General features: G+C 69.5%; 12 protein-coding genes. 6 read left to right on the top strand and 6 right to left on the bottom strand.

Annotated elements, in window-relative coordinates:
* Positions 1-114 precede the first annotated feature (114 nt).
* From ACGFJ2_RS18990 to ACGFJ2_RS18975, 4 genes are read right to left on the bottom strand one after another with little or no spacing between them, the layout of a single operon-like run.
* Positions 115-1,080 carry a glycine betaine ABC transporter substrate-binding protein gene (locus tag ACGFJ2_RS18990; protein WP_357947735.1) on the bottom strand — a complete coding sequence of 322 codons (966 nt, stop codon included), beginning with the start codon at positions 1,078-1,080 and terminating at the stop codon, positions 115-117.
* A gap of 55 nt (positions 1,081-1,135) precedes the next feature.
* A complete protein-coding gene (locus ACGFJ2_RS18985; RefSeq protein ID WP_357947738.1) occupies positions 1,136-1,903 on the bottom strand; it encodes an ABC transporter permease in 768 nt (255 codons plus the stop codon).
* Entirely contained in the window at positions 1,900-2,958 is a 1,059-nt protein-coding gene (locus ACGFJ2_RS18980; RefSeq protein WP_358174075.1) for an ABC transporter ATP-binding protein, read from the bottom strand. Before ACGFJ2_RS18980 ends, ACGFJ2_RS18985 begins: the two co-directional genes overlap by 4 nt.
* Positions 2,945-3,598: an ABC transporter permease gene (locus ACGFJ2_RS18975; RefSeq protein WP_357947744.1), complete on the bottom strand. Its 654-nt coding sequence runs from the start codon at positions 3,596-3,598 to the stop codon at positions 2,945-2,947. The genes ACGFJ2_RS18980 and ACGFJ2_RS18975 overlap by 14 nt, the downstream gene beginning before the upstream one ends.
* Positions 3,599-3,750: 152 nt before the next feature.
* On the opposite strand from ACGFJ2_RS18975, the gene ACGFJ2_RS18970 reads away from it, so the two are divergent.
* Positions 3,751-4,983: a helix-turn-helix domain-containing protein gene (locus tag ACGFJ2_RS18970; RefSeq protein WP_358174072.1), complete on the top strand. Its 1,233-nt coding sequence runs from the start codon at positions 3,751-3,753 to the stop codon at positions 4,981-4,983.
* On the opposite strand, the gene ACGFJ2_RS18965 is transcribed toward ACGFJ2_RS18970, so the two are convergent.
* A complete protein-coding gene (locus ACGFJ2_RS18965; RefSeq protein ID WP_393469836.1) occupies positions 4,972-5,826 on the bottom strand; it encodes an SGNH/GDSL hydrolase family protein in 855 nt (284 codons plus the stop codon). The two genes, ACGFJ2_RS18970 and ACGFJ2_RS18965, sit on opposite strands and share 12 nt — an antisense overlap.
* A 126-nt stretch (positions 5,827-5,952) precedes the next feature.
* Positions 5,953-7,233: a CynX/NimT family MFS transporter gene (locus tag ACGFJ2_RS18960; protein WP_393469834.1), complete on the bottom strand. Its 1,281-nt coding sequence runs from the start codon at positions 7,231-7,233 to the stop codon at positions 5,953-5,955.
* 464 nt (positions 7,234-7,697) lie between these two features.
* On the opposite strand from ACGFJ2_RS18960, the gene ACGFJ2_RS18955 reads away from it, so the two are divergent.
* The 5 genes from ACGFJ2_RS18955 to ACGFJ2_RS18935 all read left to right on the top strand — a co-directional run bounded on the left by ACGFJ2_RS18955 (position 7,698) and on the right by ACGFJ2_RS18935 (position 15,936).
* Positions 7,698-8,177, top strand: a complete 480-nt coding sequence (locus tag ACGFJ2_RS18955) for an Rrf2 family transcriptional regulator (RefSeq protein ID WP_358174066.1) — start codon at positions 7,698-7,700, stop codon at positions 8,175-8,177.
* Positions 8,178-8,534: 357 nt separating this feature from the next.
* Positions 8,535-9,254 (top strand): cupin domain-containing protein, encoded by a 720-nt coding sequence (locus ACGFJ2_RS18950; RefSeq protein WP_393469831.1) that lies wholly within the window; start codon positions 8,535-8,537, stop codon positions 9,252-9,254.
* Positions 9,255-9,326: 72 nt separating this feature from the next.
* Positions 9,327-11,327 (top strand): DUF2264 domain-containing protein, encoded by a 2,001-nt coding sequence (locus ACGFJ2_RS18945; protein ID WP_393469828.1) that lies wholly within the window; start codon positions 9,327-9,329, stop codon positions 11,325-11,327.
* Positions 11,328-11,476: 149 nt separating this feature from the next.
* Complete coding sequence (locus tag ACGFJ2_RS18940; protein ID WP_393469825.1) at positions 11,477-12,484, top strand: hydroxyacid dehydrogenase; 1,008 nt, start codon at positions 11,477-11,479, stop codon at positions 12,482-12,484.
* Between the two features lie 212 nt (positions 12,485-12,696).
* On the top strand, positions 12,697-15,936 hold the full coding sequence (locus ACGFJ2_RS18935) for a discoidin domain-containing protein (RefSeq protein WP_357947778.1): 3,240 nt from the start codon (positions 12,697-12,699) through the stop codon (positions 15,934-15,936).
* Positions 15,937-15,956 lie beyond the last annotated feature (20 nt).

Raw genomic sequence — 15,956 nt, 5'->3', positions numbered from 1 at the left:
GGTAGGCCGGAGATCATGCACGCCACCGGCCGCACGCCCCGCACCTGAGGGAGCGGCGCGAGCACTCACGCCGGGCCACGATCGGCTGGCTGCGCGGCCGGTGGCGATGACTTGCTATGCGGCTGACTTACCGAGGAAGCCGGCGGTCTTGAGCCAGTCGGCGGTGACCTTGTTCGGCTCCTCGCCGTCGACGTCGACCTGGGCGTTGAGCTTGCGCATGGTCGTGTCGTCCAGCTTGGCGATCACCGGCTTGAGCACCTTCTCCAGCGCCGGGTACTTCTGGTAGGTCTCGTCCCGTACGTTGACCGCGGCGTTGTAGATCGGGAAGAAGCGCTTGTCGTCCTGCAGCACGGTCAGGCCGAGCGCGGAGATGCGTCCGTCGGTGGTGTACACCTCGCCGAAGTTGCAGGTCTGGCCCTTGTCGGTCTCGGTGTAGACGACACCGGTGTCCAGCTGGCTGATCTTGTTCTTCGGGATGTTCAGGTCGTACGCCTTGGACAGCCCCGGCAGCCCGTCGTCGCGGGTCGAGAACTCCGACTCGACGCACAACGACGCCTCGTTCGGGTTGGTCTTGGCGAGTTTCGCCACGTCGGAGACCGTCTTGACGCCCAGCTGCTGGGCCTTCTCGGAGCGGATCGCCAGCGCGTAGGTGTTGTTCAGCGGCGTCGGCCCGATCCAGCGGATCTTGTTCTTCGCCAGGTCCTCCTCCGCGGTGGCCTTGAACTGCTTGGCCGAGTCCGGGATGGGAGTGGCGTTCTTCAGGTGCTCGATCCAGCCGGTGCCCGAGTAGTCCCAGTACATGTCGATCGCCTTGGACGTCAGCGCCTGCCGGTTCGGCACGGTGCCGCCGAGGTTGGTCTTGTCCACGACCTCGGCCCCGTGCGCCTTGAGCAGCTGCACGGCGATCTGGCCGAGCACGATGTTCTCGGTGAAGTCCTTGGACCCGACGACGAACTTGGCGCCGGACAGCTCATTGCCCGCGCTGGCGGCCTCGACCTCCCCGCCCGAGCCACAGGCGCTCGTGGCGGTCAGAGTCAGGGCGGCTGCGGTGAGCAGGGTGAACGTCTTGCGGACACGCATACGAAAAACACCTCTTGAAGCTGGGCTTACGGTACTTGCGGTATGAGAGGGGGAGTCAGATGCCGCGCGGCTTGAGCAGGTTCTCGGCGAGCCCGCCGAGCCAGTCGATGAAGAAGGCGATGCTCGCCGTCAGCACGGCGCCCGCGATGGTCACGGGCATGCGGTTCAGCTTGAGCCCGTTGATGATCAGCTCGCCGAAGCCGCCCGCGGCGACGAACGCGCCGAGCGTGGCGACGCCGACGGTCAGCACGAGCGCGGTCCGCAGCCCGGCGAGGATGGCCGGCACGGCCAGCTTGAGCTCCACGCGGCGGAGCACCTGTCCCTTGGTCATTCCCATGCCGCGCGCGGCCTCGATGAGCGCGGGGTCGACCTGCTGCACGCCGACCATCGTGTTGCGCAGTACGGGCAGCACCGCGTAGGCGACCAGGCCGACCAGGGCGGTCTGGAAGCCGACCCCCAGCAGGAACGTGCACAGTACGAGCAGCCCGATGGCCGGGATCGCCTGGCCCAGGTTGGCCAGGGTGAGGATGATGGGGGTGATCAGCCGGTTGCGGGCCCGCGAGGCGACGATGCCCAGAGGGATCGCGATGACCACCACGAGCGCGGTCGCCACGAGCGTCATCTGGATGTGCTCCACGGCCTTGGCCAGGAGGACCTCACGGGTGAGGCTGCGGCTCTCGATCGAGTCCAGGTTCTGCGCGCCGAGCCAGGCGTACAGGGCGATCAGTACGCCGCAGAGGGCGATGGGGGTGATGACATACCGCAGACCTGTCAGGCGCCCGAGTGGGCGGGTCCGGTCCGCGCCGAGTGTCGCGGTGGTCACCTGCCGACCGCCTCCTCTCGGGCGGTGTCCGGCACGGGCGCGGCGCTCACCGGCTTCGGTCCGGAGCCCACCGACTTCAGTCGAGGGGCGGGTGCGGGTTCGGTTCCCACGGCCTCGCACAGCGCGTTGTAGGTGAGGACGCCGGACGGCGAGCCGCAGCGGTCGGTGCCGTGCGCGAGCATGACGTCCAGGGCCTCGCGCAGGCTGGCGTCCGCGGTGATCTGCGGCAGGTTCGCGCTGCCCGGCTGCTGCCGGCACTCCACGTCCGCCACGCGCAGCAGCGCGAGGCGCTTGAGTGTGGCGTCCTGGCCGATGAAGCCGGCGACGTAGTCGTCCGCCGGGTTGGCCAGGATGTTCGCGGGGGTGTCGTACTGGGCGATGTGCGATCGCTCCTTGAGCACGGCGATGCGGTCGCCGAGCTTGATGGCCTCCTCGAAGTCGTGCGTGACGAAGATGATCGTCTTACGCAGCTGCTTCTGGAGCTTGACGAACTCGTTCTGCAGGTGTTCGCGGGTGATGGGGTCGGTCGCGCCGAAGGGCTCGTCCATCAGCATCACGGGGGGATCGGCGGCCAGCGCCCTGGCGACGCCCACGCGCTGCTGCTGCCCGCCGGACAGCTCGCGGGGGTAGCGGTCGTGGTAGGCCGACGGCTCCAGGTTGACCAGGGAGAGCAATTCCTCCACCCGGTCGGCGGTCTTGGCGGGGGTCCAGCCGAGCAGCTTCGGCACCAGGCCGATGTTCTGGCCGATGGTCAGATGCGGGAACAGCCCCACCTGCTGGATGGCATAGCCGATGTGCCTGCGGAGCTCGTCGGGATGCAGGCTCAGCACGTCGTCGCCGCCGATGCGGATCTCGCCCGAGGTGGGCTCGACCAGGCGGTTGATCATCTTCATCGTGGTCGTCTTGCCGCAGCCTGACGGGCCGACGAAGACCACGAGCTCGCCGGCGGGGATGTCGAGGTCGACGTGGTCCACCGCCGGCGCGGGCTGCCCCGGGTAGTGCTTGGTCAACGCCCGCAGCTCGATGCTTGCGCCTCCGGTGTCACGATCGAACACGAAGCCCCCTAGGAATGGTCAGTTGACGTACGGCGAAGAAGAACAGGTCGAACAGGACGGCGATGACCACGATGCCGAGCGTGCCGGCGAGCGTCGCGTTCAGCGCGTTCACCGAGCCCAGCCGGGACAGGCCTTCGAAGATCTGCGTGCCGAGGCCGGGGCCGTCGACGTAGGCGGCGATGGCCGCGATGCCGATGAGCATCTGCGTGGCCACGCGCACCCCGGTGAGGATCAGCGGCCAGGCCAGTGGCAGCCGCACTTTCAACAGGACGCGGGTCCGGCTCATGCCCATCCCGCGTCCGGCCTCCACCATGGCGGAGTCGACGCCGCGCAGCCCGGCCACCGTGTTCCTGATGATCGGCAGGAACGCGTACGCGGTCAGCGCGACCAGCGTGGATCCCCAGCCGAGTCCGGTGATCGGGATGAGCAGGGTGAGCAGGGCGAGGGAGGGGACCGTCAGGATCGCGGCGGAGATCGCCAGCGAGAATCCCCGGGTTTTCGGAAGGTCGTGGGCGAGCAGTCCGATGCCGACGCCGACTGCCGTGGAGACGCCGATGGCGACGCCGACGACGAGGGCGTGTTCCCCGGCGGCCAGCGAGAGGGTGTCCCAGCGTGAGACGACGTACTCGCTGAAATTCATAGAGTGACCGCCTTTACTTACGCTTGCATGAGTCTGTAAACGTATGTGACTAATGGCCGTCAGCGCAAAGTCAGTCAAGGTCAGAGGCTTGCAATGGCGTTCGTGAGGCCCTGTCCATTGCGGAAATGCGTCCGTTTTGGCATGGTTTGACGGTGGCGTGCCCCCTTACTCTGGCCGGCCGCCCCGTACATGAGACGCTTGATCGCCAGACCACCAAACTGGCCAGGCGACTGGTGCGGAGCTTCGCCGAGGAGATCCCTATCTACCGGCGCTTGCCCAGGGAAGAGCTCGACGGCGACATCACCCGGATCACCGAGGACAACCTGCGGCTGATCTCCCGGATGTTCCGCGACGGCCGCCCGCCGACCAGGGCGGAGCTGGCGCCGCTGCGCTCCTCGTCCGCGCGCCGGGCCCGGGAGGGCGTGCCGCTGGACGACCTGCTCAACGCCTACGCCCGTGGGGCGCGGATGGTGTGGGAGCACCTGTTCGCCGCCGCGACGCCGGCCGACTTCGAGGACGTCCTGGCGGCCAACCGGCTCATCCTCGTCTACACGCAGGCGGTGACGGGCGCCGTTTGCACGGCGTACCTGGAAGAGCGCGAGAGCATGCTCAGTCACGAGCAGCACACCATGCACGCGACGGTGTCCGCGCTGCTCGCGGGCGACAGCGCGGCTCTGGCAGGGGTACGGCTCGCGCGGCGCTACCTCGTGCTGGCCGTCGCGGCGGGCCGGCACGCCGACGAGGACTCCGACGAGCCGGGCGGGTCCATCGCCGGGCGGCGCAAGCTGCACCGGATCACCACCGCGCTGCGCCGGCACGCCGCGGAGCCGGTGCTGTCGGTGCTCGACACCACGGGCGGGCTCGTGCTGGTGCCCTGCGGTCCGCTTGACGGGCGCCTTGCTCATGTCGGTGAGATGGCCGCCGCTACTCGCGCCGACATGAGCAAGGCCGCTGGGGTGCCGGTGTGGGTCGCCGCCGAGCTCGCGCCGCCCGCCGGGGTGCCGGCCGCGGCCAAGCTCGCGGAAGAGGTGCTGGAGGTGGTGCGGCTCTTCCAGCGGCCGCCCGGCGCTTACCGGCTGGCCGACGTGCTGCTCGAATACCAGCTCACCCGGTCGAGCGAGGCGACGGCGGCCCTGGCCGGCCTGCTCGATCCGCTGCTGGACAATCCCGACCTGCTCAGGACGCTCAAGGTGTACCTGGACACGGGGCTCGATCGGCGGCGGTCGGCCTCACTCCTGCATGTACACCCGAACACGGTCGACTACCGCCTGCGCAGGGCCGTCAGCCTGACCGGGCTGGATCCCGTCGACCCCGCGCATCTCCAGCGGATCGGCGCGGCGCTGGCCGCGCGTCGCCGGCTCGGGTTGGACTGGTTAGACGCCTGAGACGGCGGCCGTGACCACGGTGGCGAAGTTGCTCATGCCGAGCGCGTTCGGGTGGAAGGGCGCGGCGGGCGCGGCCGGGACGTACGGCTCGATCCACCGCACACCCGGCGACGCGCACGGGTCGTGGCCGACGCTCGGGGTCTGCAGGTCGATGAAGCCGACGCCGGCGGCGTACGCCTGCTCGGCCAGCATCTGGTTGAAGTACTTGAGGGTGGCGCGGATGTAGTTGGCGTCGGCCTTGATGATCGGGACGCGCGGGTAGCAGCCGTTCGGCGGGGCGTAGGTGGCGTAGCCGACCATGAAGATCCGGGCCTGCGGGGCGCGGGCCCGGATGTCGCCCATGAGCGTGGTCAGGCGCGAGCGCAGCGCGTCCGTCTTCACCCGCCAGCTGTCCTGGCCGTCCACGATGTAGTCGTCGTTGCAGGCGTCTCCGACGGGCGGCGGCAGCAGGTTCAGGCAGTCCTCGATGAAGCCCGTCAGACCGACGTCGTTCGCCCCGATCTGCACCGTGACGAGGGTGGTGTCCTGGCCGAGCGCGTCCAGCTGCGGCGCGACCGAGCCGAGATCCGTGCTCTGCCGCTGGTACATGTCGCCGGTGTCGGCGCCGGAGCACGTGACATCGCGGAACGTACGGGCGCCGATGGCCTGCGCCGTCAGGTGGGCGTAGTTGTGGTCGGAGCGCCAGCAGCCGAGGTCGGGGATGACCTGGTTGGGCACGAGCGGTCCCGAGGCAGCCGAGTCGCCGAGGGCCACGTACACGTCGCTCTGCGTGGCCTGGGCGGCGGGGGCGAGACCTAACACCAGGGCGGCCGCTGCGAGCACGGTCAACATCCGTCGGACCATGGAGACTCCTTCGGCGAGGGGTTGGTGGGGGGTGAGGAGTTCGAGGTGCAGACAAACGATGAGCCGCGAAGGTCATTCTGTGAATTGGACCAGGCGGTAAATCCGCGCTGTCAAATCTGTGACGCCTCACAAATCCCGGGCGCTCGCTGTTGGGCCGGTCACTTCCGTGCGCCCGCCCTCACGTAGCCGGGCGATGGGGAGCAGCATCGCGGCGGTCAGCCCGCTGAGCAGGCCGAACGCCAGGTGGAAGTCTCCTGTGGCGTCACGTAGCGCTCCCACCAGCACGGGCGCCAGCGCGGCGCAGGCGTAGCCGACGAAGAACGCCATCGCGCTGATCCGCCCGGCCTCGGCGGCGTCGCGGCTCACCACCACGGGCAGCGTTAGGACGAGCGTGAACAGCCCGCCGTGACCCACGCCCAGGGCGGCGATCCACACCCAGGTGGCCGTCGCCGGAGCCGCCGCCAGCCCCGCGAACCCGATCGCTGTCAACGTCGTCGTCAGGACCAGCCCGGCGCGCCTGTCCCGCCCTTCACCCAGCAGCGCCGGTACGGCCAGCATGGCGACTACCTGGATGGAGATCATCGCGGTCAGCAGCACGCCCGCGCCGGTGGCGTCACGGTGCCCGTCCTCGTGGAGCAGGGGGACGATCCAGGCGAGTTCGCAGTAGTACAGGGCGGAGTTGACGGCGGACAGCACGGTGATGCGCCAGGCCAAGCCGCTCCGCCAGGGCAGCCCTTTGGTGACAGGCCCGACTGGAGCCGCCGTCTGGCTCGTGCCGGTCTGGCTCGTGCCGGTCTGGCCTGCGCCGGTCCGGTTCGTACCCATGAGGGCTGGGGTGCTGTCGAGGGCCAGGGAGGTGCGGGAGGCCGACCAGATCGCCATGCCCGCCACCGCGAGCACCGACCAGGAGGCCAGCGCGCCCGGCCAGGAGCCGATGGCGTCGGCGAGGGGCGCGGTCGCCCCGGCCGCGACCGCGCCGCCCAGACCGAGGCCGGCGGTGTAGATGCCGGTGACCAGGCCCGCGCGGTCGGCGAAGCGCGTCTTGACCACGGGCGGCAACAGCGTCTGCGCGATCGCGATCCCGGCGCCGACGGCCGCCGCGCAGATCAGCTGCAGCCAGGCGGAGCCGCCGAAGACGCGGGCCGCCGTCGCCACGGCGATGACGGCCAGCCCGAACAGCACGCCGAGCCGCAGCCCGAATCTGCGGCCGACCACGGCGGCCAGGGGCGCGCAGACCCCCATGGCCAACGTCGGGATGGTCGTCAGCAGCGCCACTCCCGTGGCGGACAGGTCGAGGTCGGTTCGGATGCGGTCCACCAGTGGGGACACGGCGGCGATCGCGGGTCGCAGGTTCGCCGCGGCGACGAACAGCGCGACGGCGGCCGCGCCGAGGGCGGTACGTGTCATGGGGGCTCCCAATTGATCTCGGATATTTTCCATCCGAGTTCTATCACGGACATTCTTTGTCCGGAATGGGTAGGGTAAGAACTGTTGTCGGTGCTCGCTATGCCAGCCGGTGGTTGTCAGAAGAATTGTGGTTGGGTTTCCTGATCGACCGCGACTGAAGGTAATCAGATGGTAATGTTCAGTAACAGCCGGGTGCTTGACTGGCGCCCGGTCCCCGCCCCCATTGGTGTCCGCACCAATGGGACAGCGTCCGGCGGGGCGGTGGCCCAAGAGTCGCACTCTCTCCAGGAATGCGGAGCCAGGCCCCGACAACGCGGCTCTCAACCACGGTCCGCCCGGCTCGCCGGACGGACGCGGCATCGGCTTCCACCAGATCGCCTCCCGGCCTCGGCCAGCAGGCGACGAGGCTACGCTGATGTCCGTTTTACTCACGTAAACACAGAGAGCGGAAGACGCTGTCTGACATGAAGATGTCCAACGGAGTGGAGTGGGCGCTGCACAGCTGCGTCACGCTCAGCCAGGGCCAGGATCCGGTGCCGGCGGCGCGGCTCGCGGAGCTGCACGGCACCCCGCCGGCGTACCTGGCCAAGCACCTCCAGGCGCTCTCCCGAGCGGGCATCGTCCGGTCTACGGCCGGGCAGGTCGGCGGCTACCTCCTCACCCGGCCGGCCGCCGCGATCACCGTGCTGGAGGTGGTCCAGGCCATCGACGGCGACTCACCCGCCTACCGGTGCACGGAGATCCGGCAGCAGGGGCCGCTGGCCGTACCGGCCGAACGGTGTGACCGGCCGTGCGCGATCGCCCGCGCGATGGCCTCGGCGCAGGAGGCCTGGTCCGGCGCGCTGGCGGGCATCACGATCGCGGACCTCGCGGCGGGCATCGACGCCGACAGTGACGGTACGGCCATGGCCGACGTACGCCGCTGGCTGGCCGCCCCGGCGTGACCTGCGGCTGATAAACCTCTAGGAACATGACCGGGGGTTGAGGAGCCCCCAGGAACATGACCTGCGGTCCTGAGGCGCAGTGCGACCGGATCTACGGTGGGGCGGCAATAGCGCGTGGCAGGCCGGACGGCGACCAGCCGGGTGCGACCGTATCCAGTATGGTCGGGCCGATCAGCCGGTTGCCTGGCGCGAGAGGAACCGCGAATGGCCGGGCCGATCGGCCGGTTGTCAGGCGCGAGAGGAACCGCGAGAGGAACATCGAATGCCCCATGCGGCCAGACCCACCGTCACCTTGCACGATGCAAAGAACCCCCGGCACCTGGCCGCCCAGGGCCGTGCCGCGTTGGGGGTGAGAGCATGACGTTCCCCGGCGGGACCTCGGTCACCCGGTTGTCGGTCTACTCGGGCGCGTGTTCCGATGGTCTGGAGGGCGGTACGCCGCATATGCACACCGCCTCCACCGAGGCGTACGTCGTCATAGGCGGCAGTGGCGCGTTGCAGACCCTCGACCCGCGCGGTTTCCGGGAGACGGAGCTGAGCGGCGGTTCGACGGTGTGGTTCACGCCGGGCACGATCCACCGGGCGATCAACCGGGGCGGTCTGGAGGTGGTCGTGGTGATGCAGAACGCCGGGCTGCCCGAGGCGGGTGACGCGGTGATGACGTTCCCACCGGAGATCGTGGCGGACGCGGCCCGATACCGGGAGGCGGCCACGCTGCCTTCCGGTGCGGGCGCGGAGGAGGCCGTGCGGCATCGCCGTGATCTGGCGGTGGCGGGGTTCCTGCGGCTGTCCGAGAGCTTGGCCGACGGGGATCCGGGACCGTTGCGGGAGTTCTATGACAGCGCGGTCGCGCTGGTGCGTCCCAGGGTCGCGGGCTGGCGGCGTACCTGGGAGGACACCGTCGCCCGGCAGACCCGCCACACCGCCGAGGTGCTCGACGCGCTGGAACGCGGCGACGGGACGCACCTAGGCGAGGCCACGCTGCTCGAATCCCCACCCGAAGCCCGCTGGGGCATGTGCGGCAATCTGCACACCCACGACGTCGCCCACCCGCAGGTCCACTCGGCCCCCAGCTGATCGGGACGCGGGTGATCCTGCGCGACAGCACCCCTCCCCGGGCTCGTTGATCGCGAGCCGTATTATCCGCTTATGTCATCGCTGCGCCTCCCACCTGCCGATACCGCATTGTCCGCCTACACCGGCTGGACCCGGGCGCACTGGGAGGCCGTGGCGGATCACCTGCTGGAATCCGTGGTGCCGTACGCCACCGACGACTTCGCGCAGTACCGCATGCCGGGCAGGGAGAGCCGGTCGGGGCCGGTGAGTGACGGCCTGGAGGGGTACGCCCGCACGTTCCTGCTGGCCGCGTTCCGGATCGCCGGGGCGGGCGGCGCGGTGCCGCCCGCTCTCCTCGAGCGGTACGCCCGGGGACTGGTGGCGGGGACCGACCCGGCGCACCCGTACGCCTGGCCGCCGCTGACCGACATGTCCCAGCCGCTGGTCGAAGCGGCCTCGATCGCGCTGGCCCTGCACGAGACCCGGCCCTGGCTGTACGACCGGCTGTCCCCGGCCGAGCAGGAGCGGGTGGTGGCCTGGCTGGCGGGCTTCGTCGGCAGGCGGACACCGGACAACAACTGGGTGCTGTTCCGGGTGGTCGTCGAGCAGTTCCTGGCCGAGGTGGGCGGGCCGTACAAGCCTGACGAGATCACCGGCGGCCTGGAGCGGATCGAGGACTGGTACGTCGGGGACGGCTGGTACTCCGACGGCGCGGGCAAGAACTTCGACTACTACGCCGGCTGGGCTCTGCACCTCTACCCGCTGCTGTGGGCCAGGATGGCCGGGGACGCGGCCCGCCTGGAACGTTATAGCGAGCGGCTCCGGGCCTTCCTGGGCCAGTACCAGCACCTGTTCGCCGCCGACGGCGGGCCCGTGCACCAGGGGCGGTCGCTGACCTACCGGTTCGCCACGGTCGCGCCGCTCTGGCTGGGCGCGCTGACCGGCTCCTCGCCGCTCCCGCCCGGCCGGACCCGGCGGATCGCCGGTGGGGTGCTGCGTCACTTCGTCGAGCGGGGCGTGCCGGATGAGCGGGGGCTGCTGACGCTCGGCTGGTACGACACGTTCCTGCCGGTCACGCAGAGCTACTCGGGGCCGGGCTCGCCCTACTGGGCCAGCAAGGCGTTCCTCGGCCTGCTGCTGCCCCCCGAACACCCGGTATGGACGGACGCCGAGGTCCCGGCGCCGATCGACCTGGCGGACCAGGCGGTGACGATGCGCCCGCCGGGGTGGCTGCTGCACGCCACCTGCGAGGACGGCGTGGTCCGGCTGGTCAACCACGGCAGTGACCGGGACCGGATTCAGGACCCGTCAGGGGTGCCGGATCCGCACTATCTCAAGCTCGCCTATACAAGTCACACCGGCCCCAACCTGGCCGAGGTGACTGGCGGCGAAGGAGAGACGGCCGGCAACGAAGGGGCGGGAGCCGGTCTCGAAGGGAAGGCTGCCGGAGCCGAAGGGCAGGCGGTCGGTTTCGACAGGGCAGTGGTCGGCGTCGACGGGGAGGTGGTCGTCGTCGCGCCGGACGGGGCCGTCTCCCGCAGGCGGCGCATCGAGCCGCTCACGACGGGCGACCGGTTCGCCGCCTCCGCCTATCGCGACGACCTCCCGGCCGGGCCGGTCCACGTGGTGACGGCCTCGGTGGTGGACGGGGCGGCCGAGGTACGGATCCACCGGGTCACCGCGCCCGCCGGACACCAGGTCAGGGACGGTGGCCACGCCATCGCCGGGGAGGCGCCGCCCACGGCGCGCGGCGGCGAGCTCTGGGCGTCGGCTCGGCGGGCGGACGGGCTGGTCAGCGTGGTGCGCGGGCTGCACGGCTACACGACGGCCGGGGTGGCGACCGCGACGGGCGCGAACGCCTTCGGACGGCACTCGGCCACCCCGTACGTGCTCGCGGACGCCCACCCGGGCGGAACCGCCGTGTACGTCAGCCTTGTCCTGCTCACCGGCACGGCCGAGGCGCCGCCCTCGGAGGTGCGGGTCGACGGCGACCAGGTCACCCTCGACCTGCCGGGCGGCGACACGGCGACGGTCCGCCTCACCGAGACTCCCACCTGCGTCCGCGTCGCCGGCGGCGGGAAGAACCCGACGTGAAGTGACGGCGACGGTCTCCCTACCGGCATCCCGCGTGAGATGGCGCCCCGCCTCACCGGCATCCCGCGTGAGGTGGCACCTCGCCTCACCGAGACCGCACGTGAAGTGGCACCCCGCGTAACCGTTCACCCACCTGAGGAGCCTGCCTGATGTCACGGTCACCCGTCGCGGTCTTCGCCATCGCGCCCTGGGCCTTCCACGACGTCTTCCCCGCCGACCTCATCGAACGGTTGCGGCAGTCGGTGGAGGTCGACGCGACGGTGACGTTCACCTCGTTCGAGGGCGAGGCGGCGGCGCGGGCCCTTGCCGGGGCGGAGTTCCTGCTGACCGGGTGGGGCTGCCCGCGGATCGACGCCGAGGTGCTGAAGGCGGCGCCCGGCCTGCGGGCCGTCGTCCACGCCGCCGGCTCCGTCAAGGCGATCGTCGATCCCGTCGTGTTCGAGCGGGGGATCCTCGTGTCGTCCGCCGCGGAGGCGAACGCCGTGCCCGTCGCCGAGTACACCATCGCCATGCTGGTGCTCGGCGCGAAACGGGTCTTCGAGCGGGCCGGTCACTACGCGGCCGGCGCCGACAGGTCGGCCTGGCAGCAGGGCGCGGGCACCGGCCTGTACGACTGCACCGTGGGCGTGATCGGGGCCTCCCGGGTGGGCCGGCACGTGCTGCGGCGGCTGCGCGACTTCGAGGTCGACATCCTGCTGTCCGACCCCTACGTCTCACTGGAGGAGGCGGCCGAAATGGGGGCCGAGCTGGTGGACGTGGACGAGCTGTGCCGGCGCAGTGACCTGGTCACCGTGCACGCTCCGGCCCTCGCCGAGACCCGCCACCTGCTGGATGAGCGCCGCCTCGGGCTCCTGCCGGACCAGGCCGTCGTGATCAACACCGCCCGTGGCTCGCTGATCGACACCGAGGCGCTCACCAGGGCGTGCGCGTCCGGGCGCGTCTCGGCCGTGCTCGACGTGACCGAACCCGAGCCGCTGCCTCCGGGCCATCCCCTCTTCGGCCTGCCCAACGTGCTCGTCACCCCGCACGTGGCGGGCGCGCAGGGGCGTGAGTTGCGGCGGCTCGGCGAGTACGCGATCACCGACCTTGAACACTTCATGCGGGGACGCCCGATGCGCGGCCGGGTGACGGCCGAGCAGCTCGCTCGCCTGGCCTGACGACCTGCCGAAAGCCGAAAACAGCCGAAAACCTTTTCGCAACGCCCGCCAAGGCAGGCTGCCACGCCGATTGACAGGGCCCTTATATCGGTTTACGTTGCCGAAAACCTTTTATTTCACCGATTCGACAGAAAGGATTGTTAGCGCTACCACAACCAAGCGCTAGGTTCGATCACTCCCCCCAAGCGTTCGATCGGATCGGATCACTCTGCATGAGAAGAATCATCACGGCCCTCCTGCTCATCGCGGGATCACTCGTCTTAGGCGCTCCCGCGCAGGCTGCCCAGACCATCGGATACCCCACCTTCAACGGCCCGTCGATCCCGGCCGCGCCCGGTTCGTACACGACCGGCAACATGATGCAGGCCATCTACGACGCGGAGAGCTCGGGCACGGACTTCTGGATGGACCGGCTGCTGGCCCGCCCCGGCAACGACCCGGCCGGAACCTGGCTGATGTCCCGCGGACGCGCCCTGTTCATGAAGACCCACACACCGGGCACGCTCGGCTTCGCCGGCCAGGTGGCGTACTGGGAGAGCATCAGCAACAACGACGCCTACACCGTGGCCATCACGCCGGGCACCTTCACCGAGCAGGTCAACTCCCGCTGGCAGGCGCCGAGCTACTGGAAGAGCGTGCACACCAGCGGCTCCATCACGGTGAACCAGACGAAGTTCATCACCAACAACAACGTCGCCGTGACGAACCTGTCGATCACGAACGGCGGCTCCAGCTCGACCACGCTGCAGCTGCGGGCCACCTCCCCGTACGCCACCTCGGGGAGCGGCAGCGAGCTGACCGGGCAGGTCAACGCCTACAACAACCTCACCACGATCTATCCCCGGCTGACGGGTGACGGCTTCACCGTCTCCAGCGGCGGCCTGAACAGGTCCGTGACGATCCCGGCCGGAGGGACCGTGACCGCCAAGGTGGTCATGGGCTTCGTCACCAACGAGATCCCCGAGTCGCGGACCGAGTATGACGCCTACGCGGGATACACCAACGCCACCGCCTTCGCCACCCACGTACGGGCCTACAACCTGTGGTGGGCGCAGAACGTGCCCTACATCGACGTGCCCGAGCCCGCCATCAAGAAGAACATCTACTACCGCTGGTGGCTGATGCGCTTCAACAACCTCGACGCCGACATTCCCGGGCAGACGTTCCAGTTCCCCACCTCGACCGAAGGCGTGCTGGGCTACAACAACGCCATCGCGCTCACCCAGCCCATGCACATCGACGACCTGAAGTACCTGCGCAACCCGATCTACTCCTACGGCGACTGGCTGAGCGTCGGGCAGATCTCCAAGAACGGCCGCTTCCTCGACAATCCGGGCGATCCCGAGAACTGGTCCAACAGCTACACCCAGTACATCGCCGAGGCGGCGTGGAAGAGCTACCAGATCCACGGCGGCCAGCCGGCGATCGCCGCCAACCTGGCGCGCTACGCCGAGGGGGACGTCAAGGGCCAGCTGTCGTACTACGACCACGACAACAACAAGCTCATCGAGTACGACTGGGGCGCCCTGACCGGCAACGACGCCGACGCCGTCTCCTTCCACTGGAAGCCCGGCAACATGGACCGCGCCGAGTCGGCCTACCAGTACAGTGGCGCGCTGGCCGCCGCGCAGGCGTACGAGGCGGTCGGCAACACCGCCAAGGCCACCGAGATGCGCACGCTCGCCACGCAGATCCAGAACGCCATCGTCAACGTGCTGTGGAACCCCAACCGGCAGCTGTTCGAGCACCGGCTGAAGTCCACCAACGAGTGGGTGCCGTGGAAGGAGATCAACAACTACTACCCGTTCGCCGTCGGCGCCATCCCCAACACCGCGACGTACAAGCAGGCGCTGCGCCTGTTCGACGATCCGGCGCAGTACCCGATCTTCCCCTTCTACACGGCCAACCAGGCCGACAAGGCGGCCTCGGGCACCGGTAGCAACAACTTCTCCACGATCAACTCCACCGTGCAGTTCCGCCTGCTCTCCTCGGTGCTGCGGAACTACTCCAACTCGTGGATCGACGCGACCTGGTACAAGAAGCTGCTGTACTGGAACGCCTGGGCCCAGTACATCAACGGCAACACCCAGTACCCCGACGCCAACGAGTTCTGGGCCGACTGGAACGGCTCCTCGATCACCTACCGCTCCTGGATCCACCACAACATCCTGGGCAGCAGCAACTGGACCGTGATCGAGGACGTGGCCGGGCTGCGCCCGCGCAACGACGCGAAGGTGGAGCTCTCGCCGATCAACATCGGCTGGCCCAACTTCACCGTCAACAACCTGCGCTACCGCAACGCCGACCTGACCATCGTCTGGGACGACCCGGCGGACGGCGTGGTCCGTTATCCGGGCGTGCCCGAGGGCTACTCGATCTTCATCAACGGCAGCAGGGTCGCCACGGTCAACTCGCTGGTGCCGTTCACCTGGGACCCCGCCACCGGTGACGTCACCACGAGCGGCACGGTCACCTACCACGTGTCCTCGCCCGGGCTGCAGGCGCCCGCGCAGGTGACGCAGAGCAGCGCCCGGATGGTGGACCTGCTGGCCAAGGCCGGGGTCGACCTGACCGCCAACCTGACCAACCTGGCTCAGGGGGCGAGCGTCTCGACCTCCTCCACCGCGTCGGGCAGCAGCGCCGCGGGCGCGGTCGACGGCTTCCCGATCAACGAGCCGTTCTGGGGCGGCACGGGCGCCAGTCAGGACTGGTACGAGGTGAACTTCGGGGCTGCCCGCACGCTCAACGAGGTCCGGCTCTACTTCAAGGACAGCCGCCCGGCCAGCGCCACCTACCGGGCACCCGCCTCGTACGACATCCAGTACTACAACGGCAGCACCTGGGTCAGCGTGCCCAGCCAGGCCAAGAGCCCGTCGGCGCCGCGGGCGAACTACAACGTGGTGCAGTTCCCGGCGATCAGCGCCCAGCGGGTACGGGTGCTGGCCACTAACGCCTCGGGGGCCAAGACCGGGCTCACCGAGATCAAGATGTTCAACCGCGGCGGCACCCAGCAGCCGCCGAGCGGCAACCTGGCCGCCTCGGCGACCCCGTCGGCGTCGAACACCTCCTCCTGGGAGAGCGTCGCCGCCGTCAACGACGGGATCGACCCGCCCTCCTCCAACGACACCGTGAACCCGCGCTGGGGCTGCTGGCCGGAGACCGGGCAGCAGTGGGTGGACCTGACCTGGTCCTCGGCCCAGAACCTGAACAAGGCGGAGGTGTACTTCTTCGACGATGACGAGGGCATCGACATGCCCGCGTCCTGGAAGCTCCAGTACTGGAACGGCAGCGCCTATGTCGACGTGCCCGGCGCGAGCGCGTACGGGCTGGCCAAGAACCAGTACAACACCGTCAACTTCACCGCGACGAACACCACCCGCCTGCGGGTGCTGATGACCGGCAACGGCACCAGCTCCGTCGGCCTCCTGGAGGTCAAGGCGTACGGACCGTGACCGGCGGGGGCGTGCCTTTC

This window comes from Nonomuraea sp. NPDC049028 (genome assembly GCF_043197735.1).
Classification (GTDB): domain Bacteria; phylum Actinomycetota; class Actinomycetes; order Streptosporangiales; family Streptosporangiaceae; genus Nonomuraea.
This window is presented reverse-complemented; position numbering and strand designations above follow the sequence as displayed.